Here is an 18052-nt window from a genome sequence, read left to right as displayed (position 1 = left end):
TTGTCGGCGTCGAGGCGGTCGGCAACAGCCAGAAGCCGCTGCACGGTCTCGATATTGGTCTCGCACTCCGCCACCGGATCGAGGCCCGAGGCGTCGGGGAACGTGTCGAAGTAGAGCGCGCCCTGATAGCCGTCGCGGCGGATCTGGCGCAGGAGTTCCAGCGTGGAGCGCAGGTGAACCGCCCCCACCATCAGCCCGTCGTCGCGCTTGGCNTANCCGTCGTTGAGATGGACGCCGAGGAGCCTGGAGCGGCGGTGAATGAGGTGCGCAGCGTAGGCGGGCTGCTCGCCGGCATAGAGGGCGTGNGCNAANTCGAGCGTAACNCCGAGATTGGGCGCGCCGACGTCNTGGATNGCGAGGAGCGTCGTCGNGCAGTCGCGCAGCAGGGCGTGAGCGCGAGGCTCGTCGGGCTTGTACTCGATCGAAATCTGGCAGGCCGGATCATGCTCGGCGACTTCGCGAATGCCGTCGATCTCGAGGTCCCAAGCCTGCGCGTAGTCGAGTTGGAAATTGTAGTCGAACCCGTCCTGGCCGAGCCAGAGCGTCATCAGGTCGGCGCCCATGGCGCGCGCGGCATCGACGCCCCGCTTCGTCATATCGATGGCCTCACGCCTCACGGATTTATCAGGGTTCGTGAAGGCGCCAAGCTTGAAGGCCGGATTGGTGTAGTAGCGCATGGCCAAGCCGTTGACCGACAGGCCGAGGTCATTGATGCGGCGGCCGACCGCCGTGGCGTCGTCCGTCACGTGGTCGGGAAAGTTCAGGTCGACATCGGTAAGGCCGCTGGCGGTCGCGGCACGCTCGGCCATCTGCATGAAGGTCGGCTTACCCGAGAGGTCCGGCCAGAACAGATGCGGCGCGGAGCCGAAGGAATTGAGGCGGGTGGCGAATCGGGAAAGGGTCATGGAAGCTCCGCTGGATTGCAATGACTTTACAAATAATCGTAAATTCGTCAAGTATGCGGCGCATCAATGTCGTGCCAAGGTGGGCCCTGCTTTGGCCGGGTCGGCCAGATCGTCTGGGAGGTGGCCGAGAAGAAGCGGCATGCAGCCCACTTCGCTTTGCGTCAGTGCAGACGCCTGGGTTGCCGACCGATGACGCCCGCGGCCACGTCTCAAAGTCGGAGGTCATGCATCGATTGATGCTGGGAGAATGCCAGCTTTAGGTCGGCTGTGCCTACCCCCGGAGCCCGATAGCGGATGGACCGCTCTCGGGCGTCTGCCTTCTTGGCGCCCAGCTGCACGACTGGGTGGAAGAACGAACCCGCTTCCGCGGGAGGGGCGGCGGCTTTGTCGTCGGCGGACTGATGCGAGCGCGCTGCGCGGATTGAGCGTTGCCCGGTTGCGGGCGGACGATCCCGGCTCCTTCACCCGGACGGAGCCTTCCATGACGATCTCCCTCATTCCCGCTGCGGCGGTCAGCCCGTTGCGCCAGCGTCTGATCGCCGACATGACGATGCGCCGCTTCTCGGCCGAGACGCAGCGCAACTACCTGCGCGACGTCGGACGACTCGCTTCGTTCCTCGGGCGCTCGCCCGACACGGCCAGCGTGGAGGATCTGCGCCGCTTCCAGATCGCGCTCCAGGAGGCCGGGCTCGGCGTGCCGACGATGAACGGGATCGTCTCGGCGCTGCGCTTCTTCTTCATCCAGACCATCGACCGGCCCGATCTCGCCCGCAAGCTGGTGCGGCTGCGATACCCGCGCAGCCTGCCTGATGTTCTCAGCCCCGACGAGGTGCGTCGCCTGCTCGGCGCCACCGTCTGCCTGAAGCACCTTGCGGCGCTGTCCGTCGCTTACGGGGCGGGGCTGCGTGCCGCGGAGGTTGCAAGCCTGAAGGTCGGCGACATCGACACCACCCGGATGTTGCTGCGCGTCGAGCACGGCAAGGGCGGGCGCGACCGCAACACCATGCTCTCTGCCGATCTTCTCGCCCTCCTGAGTGAGTGGTGGATCGAAGGACGCCGGCAGGGGATCCTGCATCGCGAGGGCTGGATGTTCCCTGGGCAGAGCTGGGCCAAGCCGATCTCGACGCGCCAGCTTCACCGCATCGTTGTGGAGGCTGCGCGGGCAGCCGACATTCCCAAACGCGTCGGGCCGCACACGCTGCGCCATTCCTTCGCGACGCACCTTCTGGAAGACGGCGTCGACATCCGCGTCATCCAGATCCTGCTCGGCCACGCCAAGCTCGACACCACCGCGCTCTACGCCAAGGTCGCCTTGCGCACGGTACGGGCCGTCGTCAGCCCACTCGATCGCCTTGCCCTGATGCCCCGCGAGGAGGCTTCACCCGGTTGAACTGGTGGGCGCCTCGATCGAGGTCGCCGACATCCTGCGCGTCGCCGGACCCGCGTTCCGGGCGAGCCGTGCCGGACATCTCAGCCTGGCCGAACTCAAGGTCATGTCGGCGATCGAGACTTGCCGCACCGCCGCGCTCGGCGGCCATCTGCGGATCGCCTACAACTCCTGCCGCAACCGGCACTGTCCGCGGTGCCAGGGCGCGGCGGCCCGCGACTGGCTGGCCGAGCGCGAGGGCGACCTCCTGCCGGTCGGATACTTCCACGTCGTCTTCACGCTGCCCGCCGAGATCGGCACGGTCGCCTTCGGGAACAAGCGGGCCGTCTACGACCTCCTGTTCCGGGCGTCGGTGGAGACCATGACAAGGATCGCCGCCGACCCCAAGCATCTGGGCGCCCGCATCGGCCTGACCGCCGTCCTCCACACCTGGGGCTCGGCCATGACACACCATCCGCACGTCCACATGATCGTGCCCGGCGGCGGCCTGTCGCCGGACAGGACGAGCTGGATCTCGTCGCGTCATGCCTTCCTTCTGCCCGTGCGCGTGCTCGGCGCACTGTTTCGGCGCATCTTCCTCGAAGGCCTCGCTGCCCTCTACCGTTCCGGCAAGCTCGCCTTCCACGGCGCGCTCGCGCATCTCGCCGATCCACGCGCCTTTGCCCGCCATCTCGCCCCGGTGCGCCGCAAACGCTGGGTCGTCTACGCCAAGCCGCCCTTCGCGGGGCCAGAAGCCGTTCTCGCCTACCTGTCGCGCTACACCCACCGCGTCGCCATCTCGTCGCGGCGCATTACGGACTTCGACGGCAAGCACGTCGCGTTCCGCGTCAAAGACTACCGCCAGCACGGCGCTGCCCGCCACCGAACCCTGACGCTGGAGGCGGGCGAGTTCATCCGCCCCTTCCTCCTCCACGTTCTGCCCCGCGGCTTCCACCGCATCCGCCACTACGGCTTTCTCACCGGGCCGAACCGCAAGGCCGGCCTCGATCGCATCCGCAGCCTGCTTGGGGGCCCGACCGCGCCCGAACCCGCCACCGCGGCGCCGGACACGCCCGAGCCGCCCGACATCTGCCCGCCTTGCCCGTGCTGCGGTGGAGCGATGCGCGTCGTCGCCACCCTCCTGCGATGGCGCCAGCCGCGTGGACCGCCGCCGCGCCCGCCACCGAACCGGGCGAGATCGCCATGACCCGGCATGGCAAGGCGCCGCCTCCTGCTCGGAACCACGTGCTTCCGGGCGCAATCCTGTGCGGCACTATGATGGGAGAAGGTGTTCGACGGGAGCCTCGCGGCCGCTCCACGCCCGTCTCGGTGCCGTCACCCGATCCCAAACGGCAGGGCAGCGATCCGCATGGCCTGCCGTCCGGAAGCGAGCGCACCCCGCCCCTGCACCGCCGTCAGGCGAAAACCCCATAGACCACCGACCGGCGTCCCGCAGGTTCGTTCTTCCGCGACTTTCGTACACCTCGCGGCGCCCGAAACTCTTCAGGTTTGCGGACTGTCCGCCTTCTGGCAGCTTTCGTTGATAGCTGACACTTGCGAACACTCGGGTCAGATAGGATTGGCATGCGCAACGTAGGAGACCCGACCGCGTCCAGCATCCGAAAGACGCTCTGGTGGCCCCGCGACCGCCGTCAGCAAGTCGCCGCCGCGATCCTCCTGCCGATCACGCTGGCTTGGATCATCGAGTACGCGTTCCAGCCCTTCCGCTCGCTGCAGTTCCTGCGTTTCGCGACTGATCAGGACTTGTACCGACCCTATGCCTACGTGGCAGGAAGCGTTCTCGCCATCGGTCTTACGTGGGCGATCTGGGCTAGCCGAAAGGTTGAGCCCAACAAGCGACTGCACGAAGGCACGTTCGGACGGATCCAGTTCGTTGGCAGTCTGCTCTTCTCACCCGCTCTCGGGTTCGTCGTGGGTTGGTTCGCCGTCACGTTCTGCGTTCCGTTCGTGCAGCACCTGCTGGCGGTCAAGACGCCAGTCGAGCATGCCTTCACCGTCACTGGGTTCGCATTCGGTAAAGCTTGCAAGGGGGTGCTGGCGGTCAACCCGCTCTTCTTCGATAACAAGCTGTGCGGTGTTGGGCGGTCCGGGCATTCGAGCGAATGGGAGGGACGCACGATCGTCGTCACCGGTCGGCAGTCCCGCTTCGGCATGACGATGGACCGTTACCGTGTGGAGGAGCGGTCCCCTTCGCGGAGACCACCTTCACCAGCTCGCCCGTCGACACTTTCGGCGGAGCGCTTGCGCGAGATCGGCAAGGCCTTCCGGCGCTGCATCCCGTCACCTCTGGACGCACCGAAGCCCTTCGACGTAATGTTTCGGATCGTTATTGAGGCTGAAGGCGGCGAACCGTCTGTTCAGGTTGCATCGTCCCAGTCGCCATCAACCCTGGCGCAAGAGGCGACGGCGCAGTCCATCATCGCCGCGCTTAGGTCGTGCCCGTCGCTCAGGGACGTTCCCTATGGGACCTACGCCTTGCCGGTGGTCGTCCAGAAGTGAGGCTGCATGGTCTGCCCCGATAGATCGGTTGAGCGCCTAAGGTAGAGACAACCGATCCTAGAGCGCGGTCCGCCAACGTCGGCTCTGGCGGTAGCCGATCCGCGCACCAGCGGCTGAGACGGGTCGAAACCGGTCTAACGGCTTCGGTATCCTAATACCCTGACGCCAACCGATTTGCTGACGGGCGAGTATCGCCGTCCGCTCAGACGCTCGCCTTCGCCTCGGAAGCAGCGGCATGAACTGCAAGTGACATGGGCGCGTCCGGCACGATCTGGTCGAGCGTGATCTCTCCGAAGCGTCGGACGAACAATGCCGTCGCATCGGTCATCGTCGTCTCCAACACCGCGTTGACGCCCCGCTCGACCAGACATTCGGGATGGCGGCTGCGGTTGCCGAACGCGAACAACGTTGGGCGCCCAAGAGCCTCGTAGACCGCCAGGAGCGTGATCTCGCGAAGCGACCGTGCCAAACGCCAGCCGCCGCCATGCCCTTTGCCGGAAACGACGATCCCCGCCTCCCGCAGCCCCGCCATCATGCGCCGGAACACGGCCGGGTTGGTGCCCATGCTGCGTGCCAGCACTTCGGACGTCAGCGGCGCGTCCGTCTGCGACATGTGCAGGAGCACATGAAGGACGTCGGACAGGCGGGTGTCTCGCTGCATGGTGAGTCTTTCTTCAGCCTCGGTGCGAGGACCCGTCCTAGCACCGAGAGGCGGGTTGACGGACTAGGCGTCTTTTACGTATCTATCGATGATACATGAAATGACGTCCATCGTACAGAGTGACCCCATCATGCAATACGACGCCATCGTCGTCGGCGGAAGCTTCGCTGGCCTGTCGGCTGCCCCCTACCTTGGACGCGCGAGGGTCCGCGTCTGCGTTCTTGACACCAATGCGCCGCGTAACCGCTTCACGGACCACTCCCATGTTCTGTTCGGGCACGACGGAAGCGATCCCGCGACTATGCTGGACACGATGCGCAGGCAGCTTGCCGCCTATCCAAGCGTCCAACTCGTGGAAGAGGCCGCCGTCGATGTCGTGCAAGAGCGTGACACCTTCGTCGTCCATCTTGCCGACGGCAGAGCGGTGACGGGCCCGCAACTACTCCTAGCCTTCGGCATCACCGACATCCTGCCCGACCTCCCGGGCGTCGCCGAACGCTGGGGCCGCTCCGTGATCCATTGCCCGTATTGCCATGGCTACGAGTTCACGGACCGCAACCTTGGTGTTCTCGCCTCGTCGCCCCTGTCGGTTCACCAGGCGCAGTTGATCCCCGAATGGGGTCCGACGACTTTCTTCACGGACGGGCAGGCGTTTGAGCAAGACGCGATCGAGGCGTTAATGGCGCGGGGTGTGTTAGTGGAGCGCGAACGGGCTGTCGGACTCGAGGGGGACGGACCGCTCCTGTCCGCCGTGCGCCTCGCGGACGGACGGTCCGTCCCGATCGACGCGCTCTACATCGGACCCCGCTATCGCTTCTCCGGCGACCTGGCGGAGCGTCTCGGATGCGCCACTGAAGCCGGCCCGATGGGGCCGGTCCTCAAGGTGGACGAGATGAAGGCGACCAGCGTGCCCGGCGTCTTCGCAGTGGGCGATGTCACCCGCATGGGCCACACCGTCACCTTCGCTTGCGCCGAAGGCGTCATGGCCGCGCTGGCCATCCATCGCGCGCTGGTGTTCCCGAAGGTGGCGGCATGACCCACGACCACGCTTCGCCCTTCCACAGGAAGGATCGGGTTGCCGCCTACTGCGAGGAGGCACCACGTAAGGTGCCCGGTCTTTTCGACCTTCACCGCATGGCGATGCTGCTCCTTGCCGAAACCGCACCGACCCATGCCGAGATCCTCGTAGTGGGGGCGGGAGGCGGCATGGAAACGCTGTCACTCGCTGAAGCGCAACCTGGCTGGCGCTTCACCGGAATCGACCCGTCCGGGGCGATGCTCGATCTCGCGCGTGCGACACTGTCATCGGTCGTGGGCCGCGTGACGTTGATCGAGGGGACCGTCGATCAGGCGCCGACGGGCCCCTTCGACGGTGCCGTCAGCCTGCTGACGCTGCATCACGTCGGGCATGACGAGCGGCAACGCACGCTGTGCGAGATCCGTGCACGCCTGAAGCACGGCGCCCGTTTGGCGGTGGCGGGTCATTCGTCGCTGGGCACTGCGTCGCAGCGTTGGATGACGCGCTCGGTCGCATTCGGCGACAGGGGCGGACTGGACTGGTCGAGATGCGAACAGACGGCCCGTATGATGGTCGAGCGCCTGCCGCTTGTGGCTCCCGAACAGGAGGAAGCCATGCTGCGCGAGGCAGACTTCCGCGACGTCCAACTGTTCTATGCCGCATTTTCGTTCCGCGGCTTCGTCGCGACAGCGTGAATGTAGTCCCTTCGACATCGGAGGTTTGAAAGGTCCGCTTTCGGGACGCGCTTAATCGGTTGCGAAGGGTAACCATGGGTCGTTTTCGGAAGGGCAGCTTTCCGATCGTTGTGTCCAGCAGCGGTTCGTCTGCTTCCGGCCCGAAACTGAAACCGATCAGAAGGCAGGGGAGGGTGGTTTCCTGCCGGTCCGCTTCGGAGCGCCACCTGAGATAAGCTGACATTGGCGATAGGGGCACACGACGCGTTGACCCTGCGCATGGCCCTCCGGTTCATGGACGCCGACAAGCTCGTTCCCAACGCGAACTGTGGGATGGCGCCCGTGTCTCGCGACGCGGCACGAGTCATTTGACGGCATTGAGCACGGGCGCGGCGTTCGTCCGCGAAGAGCTTGCGCGCTGGAGTGGTTTGGCCTTCCTCGAGACATGAAGGCCAAGCATCGGGCGAGTTTACCGCCCGGTGCCATGTCCGGCGATCAGAGCCAGCCAGCGAGGACGCCGACGCCGCCCAGCGCGAAGACGGCACCTGCGGCGCGGGCGACGGTCCGCCCGTAGCGACCGATCAGCGTGGCGGCCCCGAACGCCAGCGCGATGCCTGCGGTGTGCAGGAGGGCGGTCGCCGCGATGAACCCGGCGGCGTAGGTCAGACCGCCGGCCGTCTCGGGCATCTCGGCCCCGTGGGCGTGGCCGTGGAAGACGGCGAACACCCCGACCAGCGCCATGGCGACGCCGACGGGCATCGGCCGGCCGAGGGCGGCGGCCCCGCCGATCACGACGCTGGAGAGGGCGATGCCAAGCTCGACGAACGGCACGTCGACCTGGGCTACCCCGAGCGCGAAGCCGACGACCATCACGCCGACGAAGGCTGCCGGGACGAGCCAGAGCGCGCGGCCGCCGAGGACGTAGGCGAACACGCCGACCGCGACCATCGCGAGGATGTGGTCGAGACCGCCGATCGGGTGCTCGAAGCCGTGCAGGAAGCCGGCCGTGTCGCCGACCCCGGTATGGGCGAAGGCGGCGGTCGGTAGGAGGGCGGCCGCAAGGGCAAGGGGAAGCGCTCTGCGCATGGTGGGCTCCTGTGGGGGACGGATCGTCCCGAGGGAATCGGTCGCGCGGACGGCGGGTCTCAGGCTGCGGCGTCAGTTCGTCGACGACTTCCCGTTCCGGCCTTCGTCCGGGCCGCGCACCGTTCGCGTGCCGCATCCTTGCCATCACGGCGGCGTGAGGGCAACGGGGCCGGAACGGCTCGACCGGGCGCTCCGTCGTGATGTCCCCATGACCAGAGCACTACGCTTTGATGCCTCGCCTTCGCCTCCGATCGGCAACCGATCCATCCGGGCCACCGATCGGTTCAACCGGAACTTCGCGTTGGATCGCCGCTCTCCCTGGGAGCATCTTTTCCGGCAACCGGAAAGGCTTGCCGCCCATGACCTTCGAACAGATGCGCGCCGTCTCGCTTGGCCTTCATCCCCTGTCGCGCCTCGACAGTCCGCGCGAGGTGGTGCGCCAGTTCACCCCGAACTGGTTCGCCGCCACGATGGGCACGGGCATCCTGGCCATCGCGCTCGCCCAGTTCGGAACGACGGTCCCGGTCCTCCATGCGGTCGGGGAAGGCCTGTGGGTGCTGAACATGGCGCTCTTCGTCCTGTTCACCGGGCTCTACGCCGCTCGCTGGATCTTCTTCTTCGACGGTGCCAAGCGCATCTTCGGCCATTCCGTCGTGTCGATGTTCTTTGGCTGCATCCCGATGGGGCTCGCCACCATCATCAACGGCTTCCTCCTGTTCGGGTTGCCGCGCTTCGGACCCGCCGCGATCGGCGTTGCCGAGACGCTGTGGTGGATCGACGTCGCGATGGCCGCGGCCTGCGGGATTGCGATCCCCTACATGATGTTCACGCGCCAAAGCCACTCGATCGACCAAATGACCGCGGTCTGGCTCCTGCCAATGGTGGCGGCCGAGGTTGCCGCCGTGTCGGGCGGTCTGCTGGCACCTCACTTGGCCGACCCGCAGAGCCAGCTCCTCGTCCTGACGCTGTCCTACGCGCTTTGGGCTCTGTCCGTGCCGATCGCGATGAGCGTCCTCGTCGTGCTCGTCCTCAGGCTCGCCGTCCACAAGCTGCCGCACGCCTCCATGGCCTCGTCGAGCTGGCTGGCGCTCGGGCCCATCGGCACCGGTGCGCTCGGCCTGATGACGCTGGGCGGGGCGGCCCCGGCGATCCTCGCTGCCAACGGACTGGAACGCTTCGGGGCAACGATGGAAGGCGTCGGCCTCCTCGGTGGCTTGCTTCTGTGGGGCTACGGTCTTTGGTGGCTCGCCATCGCGACGCTGGTCACGGTCCGCTACGTCAGGGAAGGCCTCCCGTTCAATCTCGGCTGGTGGGGCTATACCTTCCCGATCGGCGTCTACGCGGTGACGACGCTGAAGCTGGGTACGATCCTGCCGATCGCCGCGATCCACGGTTTCGGCGTGGCGCTGGTCGCGCTCCTCGCCGTGGTTTGGCTGATCGTGGCGGTACGGACGGTTCGCGGCGCCTGGCGCGGCGATCTCTTCGTCGCTCCCTGCCTCAAGACCAACTGATCCGTCGGCGGGTTGACGCCGTCGTGATCGCCATTCGCCGGTACGGACGGGAATACCGCGATGCCGACGAGCGTCATCGTCCCGAGAGGCTGGGTACACACCCCTCTCGGTCGACGCTCCCCAACACGCAAGGCCCCCGCATGACCCTATCGCACAGCCCGTCGCATCCCGACCGACGCCGCCTTCTCATCGGATCCGCCCTTGCCGGGTTGGGAGCGGTTCTACCTGGTTCCGTCCTGGCCAACGACGAAAGTCCGGTCGACTCTGCGGCGGTGCAGGCCTCAGGAGACTTGCCGGAGCTTGCCTATGGCGACCCCAGCGCTCCGGTGACGGTGGTCGAGTACACGTCGCTGACGTGCGGCTTCTGCGCCGAGTTCCACGTCGGCGTTCTGCCTGAGTTCAATCGATCCCACATCGACACTGGCCGCGCCCGTCTGGTGCTGCGCGAGTTTCCACTCGACCCGCGTTCGCTCGCCGGGTTCATGCTGGCTCGATGCCTGAACGGCGAGGCGACGCTCGCGATGATCGACGTCCTGTTCAGCCAGCAGAAGATGTGGGCTCGGGCGGAGAACGCCTCCGCAGCACTTCTCGGCATCGCCCAACTCGCAGGCATGGACCGCGACGCTTTCGCTGCCTGCTTGTCGAACAAGGCGCTACAGGCTCAGGTCGTTGCGGTCCAAGAGCGTGGGCATCGCGAGTTCGGGGTCAGCGGGACGCCGACCTTCTTCATCGGCGGCCAGCGTCAGGTCGGCATGGTCGCCGCCGCCGATCTTGGCGCCCTGGTGGACGCGCAGACATGAGCGGCCACCGCCCTCACGATGCGTCCCGACCGAACTCGGCGACCCCGGCGCGGAACTGAGCGGCGCCGCCTTGAGCGGGATGGCGGACGTAGGTGATCGGCACGTCGTACCCAGCAGCCGCGCCCTCCGCCACACGCCCGATCGCGAGGATGCGCCGTGGCCGGATCGCTGCGATGAGGAGCGTCAGTGCCTCGCGGTGACGGGTAATCTCGGACCGCGTCGGCGTTCGGTTGCGCAACGGGGTTCCGACCCGGTGCGGATGATGCATGACGGCGTTCCAGAACAGGGGTAACCGGGCTGGCAGCGCGCTCCAGATTTGTCGCGACGTGCTTGACGGCCGTGTGGCGAGAGCTTCGTCCGTCGCGATCCCAAACGGTGCGATGGCAAGGCGTGAGGAGAGGTCGGCCAAGTAACCTTCGCCCGAGAAGGGCACGCCGGTGCGGCGGGCCCCGAACCTCGAAGGCGCTTCACCCAGCCAGAGGTCGATCTCGTCTCGGTCCATGAAGGCTCGGAGATAGCGACCGAGGTTGCCGCGTCGGATCGCGGGTGCATCCGAACCGTCAACCGTGGGGTCCGTATCGGCGTAGGGGTTGAACAGCGTCGGCGTTCCCGCCAGCGCGGCGAGATGCAGGACGAGGTCATCGAGCCGCGCCCCGGGTTCGCTTGTCACGCGCTCGGGCCCGGATCGCTGTCGTGAACCTCGTGCAGGAACGCAGACGCTGCTCGGCCGAGGCTTCGCTCCTTCATCACGACCGCATGGAAGCCGCGCGACGGAAGGGGAAAGCCGATCTCGACCAGTGTGCCGGATGCAAGTCCCGGCTGGGCCACCGCCAGCGGCAGGACGCCCACGACGCCGCCGACTTCGATGGCCGCTCGTACGGCCTCGTTGGACGGAAGCTCCAGATCGACCGTCAAGGTGGTGGGATCGATGCCCTCGACCCGCAGCGCGTCCTCCAGAATGTTGCGTGTGCCGGAACCGGGCTCACGCATGATCCAGGTCGCCCGCGCCAGGTCGGAGACGCATTGAAGGCCTGCCTCGGTCGAACCATGATCGGAGGAGGCGACGAGAATGAGTCGGTCGTGTGCGACGCGGGTCAAGCGCAGACGGGGATCGCCCAACTCGTCCTCGACGAAGCCGAGATCGACGTCTCCCGCGGCCACCGCCTCGCCGGCCTGCCGCGTATTGGCGATGCGCAACGACAGGATGACGCCGGGATGGCGTTCCCGGAAGCGTCGCATGTGCGAGGGAAGCCAGTGGTTGGCGACCGTCTGGCTGGCCACCAGAGCGACATGGCCACGTCGCAGGTTCGTCAGATCGTCGAGCGCGCACGCCGCCTCCGCCGCCCGTGCCAGGACGGCGCGGGCCTCGGGGAGGAACAGCCGTCCGGCCTCGGTCAGTTCGATGCCACGCCCGACCCGGTCGAAGAGCCGGACGCCGTGCCGGGTCTCCAGCGCGGCAAGCGCCGAACTCGTGGCCGACTGCGTGAGGTTCAAGGCCCTTGCAGCCTCGGTCACGTGGCTCCGTTCGGCGATCGCGACGAAGATGCGGAGCTGGTCGAGCGTCAAGGGTCGTCCCTTAGAGTTGGTTCGCGGGCTTGGGCTCCGGTTGTCGCTCCAGTTCGTCGTAGACGAGCCGGGCGACCGGCATCAACGCCTCGCGGGACGTTCCTGCCGTCACCACGTAGCCGAGGCCTCGGTCGCGCCACAGGAAGGCCGAGACGCCGTCCTCCTCCAGGAACTGGAAGGACGTCTCCTCGGTCTCGTCCGTCTTGACGTATAGGGTCAGTCGCGACCCTGCGTCGTCGTCGTACATCAGCATGGCGGCCGGACCGGAACCACCCGGCAGGAGGCGGCCTCCCATCAGGCGGTAGCCGAGCGGGGTGAGGTCCGGAGCGGTGATCTGCGTGCGCAGCCGCTTCGACAGCCAGCCCACCAGATGAGCTTCCTCGTCCGCCCGCACCTCGACGGGGTGGACCACTTCCACCACGAAGGTGCGGTAGGCCGAGATCGCGTCCTCCGCCATGCGAGCAATATGGACGGGGGCAGGATCTGGCGTCACCAGGAGGCCGTTCGCCATCCACCCCCCTAGTCCGCCGACGGCGATCCAAGCGCAGACGGCGGCAACCGACCGCACGTTCGACCAACGCCGGCGTCGCACACCGGCACGGATGCTGGAGATGCGAAGACGGGCTGGAATGGGCTCCGCGGCCTTGCAGCCGAGACGATCGCGCAACTCGCCGAGCAGCATTCGGTCCCGCTCCAGGTCGCCCGCAATGGCAGGGTGCTTCTCCAGGTAGCGCCGCACCGCTTCGAGGCGGTCGCGGGCGAGGCGTCCGTCGAGATAGGCCTGGAGATCGTCCTCGCCGACGGGAAGGTCGATACGGTTCATTTGACCCTCCTGAGGTTCGGCCTCGCGCCATGGTCGAGATAGGAGCGCAAGCGCTGCCGGGCACGCGACAGTCTCGACATCACGGTTCCGATCGGCAGACCCATGACCTTGGCGGTCTCCTCGTAGCTCAGGTCCTCGACGCCGACGAGAAGGAGCACCGTGCGGTGTTCCTCGCTCAAAGCCTCCAGGCCGCTCAGAACATCGCGGAACTCGGCCCGCTCCATCTGACCGCCATCGACGCCAGGCGGCGCGGTCATGTCGTCGAGCCCGACGTGCTCTCCGCGCCGGCGGCGTTGGCGCAGAGCCGACAGGTGGAGGTTGCGCAGGATGGCATAGAGCCAAGCGCGCAGGTCGCCGTCGGAGCGGCGCAGGTGCCAACGCCCGACGGCCCGCTCCAAGCAGTCCTGGACGAGATCGTCGGCGGCAGCCCTGTCCCGCACCAAAGCATAGGCATAGCGCCTCAGCCCCGGGATCAGGGGTTCCACCAGCCGTGCGATCTCGTCTTCGCTCATGTCGCGCTTACTTCGCGAGCGCCGGGTCGACCTGCCAGATCTCGTCGGTCAGCTTGCCCTCGCGGAACAGCATGACGTAGCGCACCGGGATCTTGTCCTTACCCGCGAACACGACGTTGGCGGTGACCGTCGCGCCCTTCGGGTTCATCGCCTCCGAGACGTCCATCACGTTCGCGGTCAGGTTCGGCTGGGCCTTTGCGAACTTCTCCCAGACGGCCTTGATCTCCGCGCCCTCGTAGGTGCCGTCGAGCGGGCCGCCCACCCAATGAAGGACGGCGCCATCGCTGTAGGCCCCGGCGACGGCTGCGGTGTCCCCCTTGGCGATCGAGGCGATGCGGGCCTGCGCCATGTCGGCGGCGGGGCCGGCGTGGGCGATGGTTGTAGTGAATGCGGCGATGGCTGCGGCGGTGAGAAGGGTCTTCATGATTGTTCGTCCTCGGCCTTGAAGGGTTCTGACCACGCCGAGACGCCGACGACGATCTCTTATTCCCGATGGCTCCGCAAAAATTTCGCTGTCCCGGACGGAATAAACGGCGAAGCGCGGCGTCTTTCCCCGCAAGCCGGCCCGAGACAAGGGCCCCGACCGATCGATATGAACCGCCAGGAGTTCCGATGCCTCGCCTCCCGATCCTTGCCAGCGCCGCCCTTCTCCTCGCCTGCGCCACCGTGCAGGCGCAGGACACCGTGCTGTTCGATCCTGCCATCCGGCACGAGCCGAGGGACGGTGTCGTGCGTCTATACGGCGCCGGTGGCCCCCACACCGCGTTCAAGAAGGTCGCCGACCTCTGGATGCGGCAGACCGGGAACAAGGTCGAGATCACCGCGGGACCGGAGGGCACCTGGTCGAAGAAGGCGCAGGGTGATGCCGACATCATCTGGGGCACGTCCGAGCAGTCGATGACGGCCTTCCTCCAGACCTACAAGACCTTCTCCTCGACTGAGGTCGAGCCGATCTACGTCCGCCCCACCGTGATCGCGGTCAAGAAGGGCAACCCGAAGGGGATCCAGGGCTTCGAGGACCTTCTGAAGGACGGCATGCGGATCGTCGTCACGGAAGGGTCGGGCGTTGCCAACACGTCGGGCACGGGAACCTGGGAGGACGTGGCGGGCCGCCTCGGCAGGTTGTCGGACGTCGAGCGCTTACGCCGCAACATCGTCAGCTTCTCCACCGGCTCGGGCGCCAGCTTCAAGGCGTTCGGCGATCTCGATGCCGACGCCTGGATCACTTGGCCGGACTGGACGGTGACGAAGAGCGACGTTCTCGAAGCCGTGCCGATCGAGGCGGACCGCCGGATCTGGCGCGACCTGAACCTCGCGGTCGCCCCGGACGCCGATCCGCAGGCACGCGAGTTCGCCGACTTCCTGATCACGCCGGAAGCGCAGGCCCTGATGCGCACGGAGGGCTGGGAGCGGTGAGGCAGAGCGCCGCTCGGATCGGTCGCGTCGTGAACGGCGTCGGCGAACGGAACGGTGCCTTCCCAACCTGCGAAAAGGGCGTTAGCGTCTGACCACGACGGGGATGGGGTTCCCCCGCAACCGCCCGCGTCGGGCTGATGACTCCTATCGAAACCACGGCGCATTCTCGGATCCTTTCCGAGGATGCGAACCCACGTCGATAGGAGACCCGCATGTCCTTCAACAGTTGCGCCATCGTCATGCTGGGCGGCGCTCTCGGCACGTTCCTACGCTATGCCATCTCGGTTCTTGCCCTGCCGATCAGCCGCGACCTGCCATGGGGCACGATCCTCATCAACATCGCGGGCTCGTTCGCGATCGGCCTGTTCGGGACACTCACCCTTGCCTCTGGTCGCTTCCCGGCCTCGGAGAACCTGCGTCTCTTCGTGATGATCGGGATCTGCGGCGGCTTCACGACCTTCTCCTCGTTCAGCCTTCAGACGCTCGATCTCCTGCGGGCAGACGCCGTGCCACGCGCCATGCTGAACGTCGCCCTGTCGGTGGTCCTGTGCGTGGCGGCCGTCGCCCTCGGTCACCTCGTGGCGTCCCGCTTCAACGACAGCGCCCAGCGCATCGCGCAGATCGACATCGAGGAGGAGGCATAGCTCGAAGGGTCAGTTGGCGATGTCCGCTTCTGAGGAATTTCGAATAGGTGGTGAATGTCTTCGACGGGTCGTTTGCAGAATGGCGGCTTTCCTCGCGATTGGCTCGAAAGCTGCCGGTCCGCTATGGCCCAAAACGGTCAGCGCCCCTCGTCAAAGAAGGAAATAATTCGCTGGTTGACTAGATCGGGCTTCTCAATGTGTAGCCAGTGGCTGGCTCCGTCGACGAACTCCAGCAGCCCGTCGTCGCACAAGGCAAGCCCAGCCTTCGCCACGTGGCGTTCCAGAAACGAATCGTCGCCCGCCCAAAGAATAAGGGTCGCGGGTGCCACACGTGCCGGCTCGCCGCTGGTGGGTCGCTCGCGCAGCGCCCTGTAGTAGTTCAGCATACCCGTCAGCGAGCCAGAATGCGACCATGCCTCTACATAGTGATCTAGTGTTCTAGTCTCGATTGTGCCGGGATGGGCGCTGCCTTCCAGCATCGTCCTTAGGCCCTTGAAGTCGAAGCTGCCGAGGCTCGCCTCGGGAACGAAGGGAAGCTGGAAAAAGGCAACATAGGTGCTGCGCAACGCCTGCGTCGAATGGCGAAGGGCCTGCCGCGCCCAAACATCTGGGTGAGGTCCGTCCATGAGGACCACCCGTTCGAGACGCTCGGGAAAGCTTGCAGCCACCCACCACCCGATCACGGCACCCCAGTCGTGCCCTACGAGGTGGAACCGCTCCGCTCCAAAAGCGTCCGCGAGTTCGACAACGTCCCGTGCCAACCGGTCGATATGATAGGCCGAAACCTCTTGCGGGGCGTCGCTCTTGTTGTAGCCGCGCATATCCGGAACAACTACATGATAGCCCGCCTCTGCCAGCGGCGTAATCTGGTGGCGCCACGCCCACCAGAATTCGGGGAAGCCGTGAAGCAGGATTATCAGCGGTCGGCCCACCTCGCCCGCCTCGACGACATGGAGCGACAGACCACCGATCGCGCGCTTCGTTTCGCGCCAGCCGGGCTCCAGAAGCGTTGTGAGTTGGGTCATCGGATTCTCCTTAAGGTTCGTCCTTTCCAACCCACCAGACTGCCCCTCGATCCCTCGTAGCGTTTGGAGTTCGCCAGCCGCCTGCGCACATCGTGGCGGCCTGCGGATAACAGTCAGGCGTCGACCGCGCCGATCTGCTTCAACAGGGTCAGGTTGTCCATCAGAGCCCAGTGTTCGGCGATGCGCCCGTCGGCTATGCGGAAGTAATCCATCACTCCAATGTCGATCGCTCGCCCTGTCGGAGGCGTGCCCTGAAAGTCGCCGGTATGGCGACCTTTCTGGCGCAAGCGCACCAACACACAGTCGCCTTCCGCGATCACCTCGTCGATCGGTAGCTCGACGTCGAAAAAAAGGGGCCGTGCATGACTTCGCCAAGCTTTGCGACGCCTTCGGGACCGTGCACCTCGAAGTCGAGGCCGGGATCGTGGCGCACGAAGTCCGCCGCGATGAACTGCTGCCACCAGGCTTGGTCACGCTCGCGAAAGGCGGTGAAGTAACTGCGCGCCAGCGCCTAGTTGGCCTCAAGTTCTGCCACATCGATCCCTTGTGTCGAAGATGATGTCGGTTCGGTTTTCGGTCGGAGCCCAACGTTGCTGATCCAAGATCGTTTCGATCGCTTCTGGCCGCCCGTTTGTTGCGAGTTCGTTTGCTCCATATCGTTCGAAACGGCGCTCACCATGCTCAGTCTGTCAGCCGCCGAGTTTGGACAGGACGAAGGCTGCCAGGAAGCCGAGCACCGTGATCAGACCGGCGTATTCGTGCGTATCCTCGAAGGCTTCCGGGATCATCGTGTCGACGATCATGGAGAGAATGGCGCCGGCGGCGATCGCGTTTGTCAGCGCGAGTATGTCGGGATCGGCCCCGGCCAGCGCGAAATTGCCGATCAGCGCCGCAAGCCCCGATGCGACGGCGATGCCGCCCCAGACACCGAAGATGTAGCCAGCGGACCGACCGGCCTTGCGCATGCCCGCCGCGCTCGACAAGCCCTCCGGCACATTCGAGAGGAACACCGCTGTTACCGTGACGAGGCTGACGGAATTGCCGCCGAGGAGGCTGGCGCCGATGACGACGGATTCCGGGATTCCGTCGAGCAAGGCCCCGACGGCGATCGCGAGCCCCGCTCCTTCCGAACTGTGTTGCTGGCTCTCATGGGAGTTGGAGCCGGATCGCTTGCGGTGCCTTGCGCCGCGACGTGAGATTGCGATGTTGGCGAGCGTGTAGATCACCGCGCCACCGACGAAACCGGTGGCGGAGGAATCGAAGCCGCCCTGACGGTAGGCTTCGTCCATGAGTTCGAACGCAACGGCCGAGATCAGGACGCCCGATCCGATCGCCATGATGGCCGCGACGAGCCGGGCAGGCAGCGACAAGGTGTAGGCAATCGCCGCACCCAGAACGAGCGCAGAGCCACCCAGCAACCCCCAGAGACCCGCTTGAACGAACATAGGCATGGCAGCGGCGTCCTTCTATCGAAGTGATAATGCCGAGAAAATGGACGCGGCAGGGGCAAGGACGCATTCAAGCG

20 protein-coding genes, 1 pseudogene and 1 riboswitch are annotated in these 18052 nt (G+C 66.2%); of the genes and pseudogenes, 10 read left to right on the top strand and 11 right to left on the bottom strand.

Translation table 11 applies throughout. From position 1 onward, the window contains the following. Positions 1–905 (bottom strand): sugar phosphate isomerase/epimerase family protein (locus B146_RS0122915; protein WP_019998822.1); only part of this gene is annotated, 905 nt, incomplete at its 3' end. Positions 906–1386: 481 nt separating this feature from the next. On the opposite strand from B146_RS0122915, the gene B146_RS0122910 reads away from it, so the two are divergent. From B146_RS0122910 to B146_RS0122900, 3 genes are all read left to right on the top strand, one after another. Next, positions 1387–2295 carry a tyrosine-type recombinase/integrase gene (locus tag B146_RS0122910; RefSeq protein ID WP_019998821.1) on the top strand — a complete coding sequence of 303 codons (909 nt, stop codon included), beginning with the start codon at positions 1387–1389 and terminating at the stop codon, positions 2293–2295. A 1-nt stretch (position 2296) separates the two neighbouring features. After that, positions 2297–3478, top strand: a complete 1182-nt coding sequence (locus B146_RS0122905) for an IS91 family transposase (protein ID WP_155897682.1) — start codon at positions 2297–2299, stop codon at positions 3476–3478. A 377-nt stretch (positions 3479–3855) separates the two neighbouring features. Further along, on the top strand, positions 3856–4791 hold the full coding sequence (locus B146_RS0122900) for a hypothetical protein (RefSeq protein ID WP_019998819.1): 936 nt from the start codon (positions 3856–3858) through the stop codon (positions 4789–4791). Positions 4792–4993: 202 nt separating this feature from the next. On the opposite strand, the gene B146_RS27220 is transcribed toward B146_RS0122900, so the two are convergent. Then, entirely contained in the window at positions 4994–5452 is a 459-nt protein-coding gene (locus B146_RS27220) for an Rrf2 family transcriptional regulator (RefSeq protein WP_019998818.1), read from the bottom strand. Positions 5453–5582: 130 nt separating this feature from the next. Here B146_RS27220 and B146_RS0122890 point away from each other — a divergent pair, with 130 nt between their 5' ends. Together B146_RS0122890 and B146_RS0122885 are read left to right on the top strand one after the other, a co-directional pair. Continuing rightward, positions 5583–6488 carry an NAD(P)/FAD-dependent oxidoreductase gene (locus B146_RS0122890; protein WP_026358872.1) on the top strand — a complete coding sequence of 302 codons (906 nt, stop codon included), beginning with the start codon at positions 5583–5585 and terminating at the stop codon, positions 6486–6488. Next, positions 6485–7165 (top strand): class I SAM-dependent methyltransferase, encoded by a 681-nt coding sequence (locus B146_RS0122885; RefSeq protein ID WP_019998816.1) that lies wholly within the window; start codon positions 6485–6487, stop codon positions 7163–7165. Before B146_RS0122890 ends, B146_RS0122885 begins: the two co-directional genes overlap by 4 nt. Before the next feature lie 474 nt (positions 7166–7639). Here B146_RS0122885 and B146_RS0122875 read toward each other — a convergent pair whose 3' ends face one another. Next, positions 7640–8230, bottom strand: coding sequence for a HupE/UreJ family protein (locus tag B146_RS0122875; RefSeq protein WP_019998815.1), 591 nt, complete (start codon positions 8228–8230; stop codon positions 7640–7642). A 359-nt stretch (positions 8231–8589) separates the two neighbouring features. Here B146_RS0122875 and B146_RS0122870 point away from each other — a divergent pair, with 359 nt between their 5' ends. Then, positions 8590–9741: a TDT family transporter gene (locus B146_RS0122870; RefSeq protein WP_019998814.1), complete on the top strand. Its 1152-nt coding sequence runs from the start codon at positions 8590–8592 to the stop codon at positions 9739–9741. Between the two features lie 140 nt (positions 9742–9881). Then, complete coding sequence (locus B146_RS0122865; protein ID WP_019998813.1) at positions 9882–10541, top strand: thioredoxin domain-containing protein; 660 nt, start codon at positions 9882–9884, stop codon at positions 10539–10541. A 13-nt stretch (positions 10542–10554) separates the two neighbouring features. Here B146_RS0122865 and B146_RS27215 read toward each other — a convergent pair whose 3' ends face one another. Genes B146_RS27215 through B146_RS0122840 form a run of 5 tightly spaced genes read right to left on the bottom strand, consistent with a single transcriptional unit; the run spans position 10555 to position 13866 of the window. After that, positions 10555–11211 carry a uracil-DNA glycosylase gene (locus tag B146_RS27215; RefSeq protein WP_019998812.1) on the bottom strand — a complete coding sequence of 219 codons (657 nt, stop codon included), beginning with the start codon at positions 11209–11211 and terminating at the stop codon, positions 10555–10557. Beyond that, a complete protein-coding gene (locus tag B146_RS0122855) occupies positions 11208–12107 on the bottom strand; it encodes a LysR family transcriptional regulator (RefSeq protein WP_019998811.1) in 900 nt (299 codons plus the stop codon). Before B146_RS0122855 ends, B146_RS27215 begins: the two co-directional genes overlap by 4 nt. A gap of 10 nt (positions 12108–12117) precedes the next feature. After that, the gene (locus tag B146_RS0122850; RefSeq protein ID WP_019998810.1) at positions 12118–12930 is read right to left on the bottom strand and encodes an anti-sigma factor family protein; all 813 of its coding nucleotides are present in this window, start codon (positions 12928–12930) and stop codon (positions 12118–12120) included. Continuing rightward, complete coding sequence (locus B146_RS0122845; RefSeq protein ID WP_019998809.1) at positions 12927–13442, bottom strand: RNA polymerase sigma factor; 516 nt, start codon at positions 13440–13442, stop codon at positions 12927–12929. The genes B146_RS0122850 and B146_RS0122845 overlap by 4 nt, the downstream gene beginning before the upstream one ends. A 7-nt stretch (positions 13443–13449) precedes the next feature. Further along, the gene (locus B146_RS0122840; protein ID WP_019998808.1) at positions 13450–13866 is read right to left on the bottom strand and encodes a nuclear transport factor 2 family protein; all 417 of its coding nucleotides are present in this window, start codon (positions 13864–13866) and stop codon (positions 13450–13452) included. Between the two features lie 188 nt (positions 13867–14054). Here B146_RS0122840 and B146_RS0122835 point away from each other — a divergent pair, with 188 nt between their 5' ends. After that, the gene (locus B146_RS0122835; RefSeq protein ID WP_019998807.1) at positions 14055–14858 is read left to right on the top strand and encodes a substrate-binding domain-containing protein; all 804 of its coding nucleotides are present in this window, start codon (positions 14055–14057) and stop codon (positions 14856–14858) included. Positions 14859–14948: 90 nt separating this feature from the next. After that, positions 14949–15012, top strand: a riboswitch (Fluoride riboswitch). 58 nt (positions 15013–15070) lie between these two features. Continuing rightward, positions 15071–15502: a fluoride efflux transporter CrcB gene (gene crcB / locus B146_RS0122830; RefSeq protein ID WP_019998806.1), complete on the top strand. Its 432-nt coding sequence runs from the start codon at positions 15071–15073 to the stop codon at positions 15500–15502. 137 nt (positions 15503–15639) lie between these two features. Here crcB and B146_RS0122825 read toward each other — a convergent pair whose 3' ends face one another. Together B146_RS0122825 and B146_RS30020 are read right to left on the bottom strand one after the other, a co-directional pair. Beyond that, positions 15640–16527 (bottom strand): alpha/beta fold hydrolase, encoded by an 888-nt coding sequence (locus B146_RS0122825; protein ID WP_019998805.1) that lies wholly within the window; start codon positions 16525–16527, stop codon positions 15640–15642. Positions 16528–16640: 113 nt separating this feature from the next. Continuing rightward, a pseudogene (locus B146_RS30020) lies at positions 16641–16859 on the bottom strand (ester cyclase); the annotation flags it as partial. Positions 16860–16885: 26 nt separating this feature from the next. Here B146_RS30020 and B146_RS30015 point away from each other — a divergent pair. Beyond that, positions 16886–17086, top strand: coding sequence for a hypothetical protein (locus B146_RS30015; protein WP_019998803.1), 201 nt, complete (start codon positions 16886–16888; stop codon positions 17084–17086). A 130-nt stretch (positions 17087–17216) separates the two neighbouring features. On the opposite strand, the gene B146_RS0122815 is transcribed toward B146_RS30015, so the two are convergent. Further along, the gene (locus tag B146_RS0122815) at positions 17217–17978 is read right to left on the bottom strand and encodes a ZIP family metal transporter (RefSeq protein ID WP_026358871.1); all 762 of its coding nucleotides are present in this window, start codon (positions 17976–17978) and stop codon (positions 17217–17219) included. Between the last annotated feature and the right edge of the window lie 74 nt (positions 17979–18052).

This window comes from Aureimonas ureilytica DSM 18598 = NBRC 106430 (genome assembly GCF_000382705.1).
GTDB lineage: Bacteria > Pseudomonadota > Alphaproteobacteria > Rhizobiales > Rhizobiaceae > Aureimonas > Aureimonas ureilytica.
The sequence above is the reverse complement of the archived record's forward strand: the minus strand, read 5'-3'. Positions and strand labels throughout refer to the sequence as shown.

What these genes read in the sequence shown, in the direction of transcription:
- B146_RS0122865 (WP_019998813.1), top strand. Translation starts at nt 9,882, where the DNA reads ATGACCCTATCGCACAGCCCGTCGCATCCCGACCGACGCCGCCTTCTC.
- B146_RS0122840 (WP_019998808.1), bottom strand. Translation starts at nt 13,866, where the DNA reads ATGAAGACCCTTCTCACCGCCGCAGCCATCGCCGCATTCACTACAACC.
- B146_RS0122900 (WP_019998819.1), top strand. Translation starts at nt 3,856, where the DNA reads ATGCGCAACGTAGGAGACCCGACCGCGTCCAGCATCCGAAAGACGCTC.
- B146_RS0122845 (WP_019998809.1), bottom strand. Translation starts at nt 13,442, where the DNA reads ATGAGCGAAGACGAGATCGCACGGCTGGTGGAACCCCTGATCCCGGGG.
- B146_RS0122875 (WP_019998815.1), bottom strand. Translation starts at nt 8,230, where the DNA reads ATGCGCAGAGCGCTTCCCCTTGCCCTTGCGGCCGCCCTCCTACCGACC.
- B146_RS0122825 (WP_019998805.1), bottom strand. Translation starts at nt 16,527, where the DNA reads ATGACCCAACTCACAACGCTTCTGGAGCCCGGCTGGCGCGAAACGAAG.
- B146_RS0122890 (WP_026358872.1), top strand. Translation starts at nt 5,583, where the DNA reads ATGCAATACGACGCCATCGTCGTCGGCGGAAGCTTCGCTGGCCTGTCG.
- B146_RS27220 (WP_019998818.1), bottom strand. Translation starts at nt 5,452, where the DNA reads ATGCAGCGAGACACCCGCCTGTCCGACGTCCTTCATGTGCTCCTGCAC.
- B146_RS0122850 (WP_019998810.1), bottom strand. Translation starts at nt 12,930, where the DNA reads ATGAACCGTATCGACCTTCCCGTCGGCGAGGACGATCTCCAGGCCTAT.
- crcB (WP_019998806.1), top strand. Translation starts at nt 15,071, where the DNA reads ATGTCCTTCAACAGTTGCGCCATCGTCATGCTGGGCGGCGCTCTCGGC.
- B146_RS0122835 (WP_019998807.1), top strand. Translation starts at nt 14,055, where the DNA reads ATGCCTCGCCTCCCGATCCTTGCCAGCGCCGCCCTTCTCCTCGCCTGC.
- B146_RS0122870 (WP_019998814.1), top strand. Translation starts at nt 8,590, where the DNA reads ATGACCTTCGAACAGATGCGCGCCGTCTCGCTTGGCCTTCATCCCCTG.
- B146_RS0122885 (WP_019998816.1), top strand. Translation starts at nt 6,485, where the DNA reads ATGACCCACGACCACGCTTCGCCCTTCCACAGGAAGGATCGGGTTGCC.
- B146_RS0122910 (WP_019998821.1), top strand. Translation starts at nt 1,387, where the DNA reads ATGACGATCTCCCTCATTCCCGCTGCGGCGGTCAGCCCGTTGCGCCAG.
- B146_RS0122815 (WP_026358871.1), bottom strand. Translation starts at nt 17,978, where the DNA reads ATGCCTATGTTCGTTCAAGCGGGTCTCTGGGGGTTGCTGGGTGGCTCT.